Genomic DNA, 1165 nt, shown 5'->3' with positions numbered 1-1165 from the left:
TTTAGGTGTTGTATGGTTAAGTGAATAAGCGTGCACGGTGGATGCCTAGGCAATTAGAGGCGATGAAGGACGTGGTAATCTGCGATAAGTCCAGGGGAGTTGATAACAAGCGTTATATCCTGGAATTTCCGAATGGGGCAACCCGGCACTTAGTGTCATCGGCTAGTGAATACATAGCTAGTCGAAGCAAACGAGGGGAACTGAAACATCTAAGTACCCTTAGGAAAAGAAATCAACCGAGATTCCGAAAGTAGCGGCGAGCGAAATCGGAACAGCCCTTAAGCTGTTTAAAAGTTAGTGGAAGGCTCTGGAAAGTGCCACGGTACAGGGTGATAGTCCCGTACACAAAAACTTCTTTACAGTGAAAACGAGTAAGACGGGACACGAGAAATCCTGTTTGAATATGGGGGGACCATCCTCCAAGGCTAAATACTCCTAATTGACCGATAGTGAACCAGTACCGTGAGGGAAAGGCGAAAAGAACCCCTGTGAGGGGAGTGAAATAGAACCTGAAACCGTGTACGTACAAGCAGTAGGAGCGGATTTATTCCGTGACTGCGTACCTTTTGTATAATGGGTCAACGACTTAATTTCAGTAGCAAGGTTAACCGTTTAGGGGAGCCGTAGGGAAACCGAGTCTTAACTGGGCGAATAGTTGCTGGGATTAGACCCGAAACTTGGTGATCTAGCCATGAGCAGGTTGAAGGTTGAGTAACATCAACTGGAGGACCGAACCCACTAATGTTGAAAAATTAGGGGATGACTTGTGGCTGGGGGTGAAAGGCCAATCAAACCAAGAGATAGCTGGTTCTCCTCGAAAGCTATTTAGGTAGCGCCTCATGTATCACTGTTGGGGGTAGAGCACTGTTAAGGCTAGGGGGTCATCCCGACTTACCAACCCTTTGCAAACTCCGAATACCAACAAGTGCAATCATGGGAGACACACGGCGGGTGCTAACGTCCGTCGTGGAAAGGGAAACAACCCAGACCGCCAGCTAAGGTCCCAAAGTATATGTTAAGTGGGAAACGATGTGGGAAGGCTTAGACAGCTAGGAAGTTGGCTTAGAAGCAGCCATCTTTTAAAGAAAGCGTAATAGCTCACTAGTCGAGTCGGCCTGCGCGGAAGATTTAACGGGGCTAAACATATCACCGAAGCTGCGGACGC

At 48.1% G+C, this 1165-nt stretch carries 1 rRNA gene; it reads left to right on the top strand.

Annotated elements, in window-relative coordinates:
- Window positions 1–14: 14 nt before the first annotated feature.
- Window positions 15–1165, top strand: a 23S ribosomal RNA gene (locus tag Q0794_RS18025); the annotation flags it as partial.

The sequence above is a fragment of the uncultured Psychromonas sp. genome (genome assembly GCF_947489755.1).
GTDB lineage: Bacteria > Pseudomonadota > Gammaproteobacteria > Enterobacterales > Psychromonadaceae > Psychromonas.
This window is presented reverse-complemented; position numbering and strand designations above follow the sequence as displayed.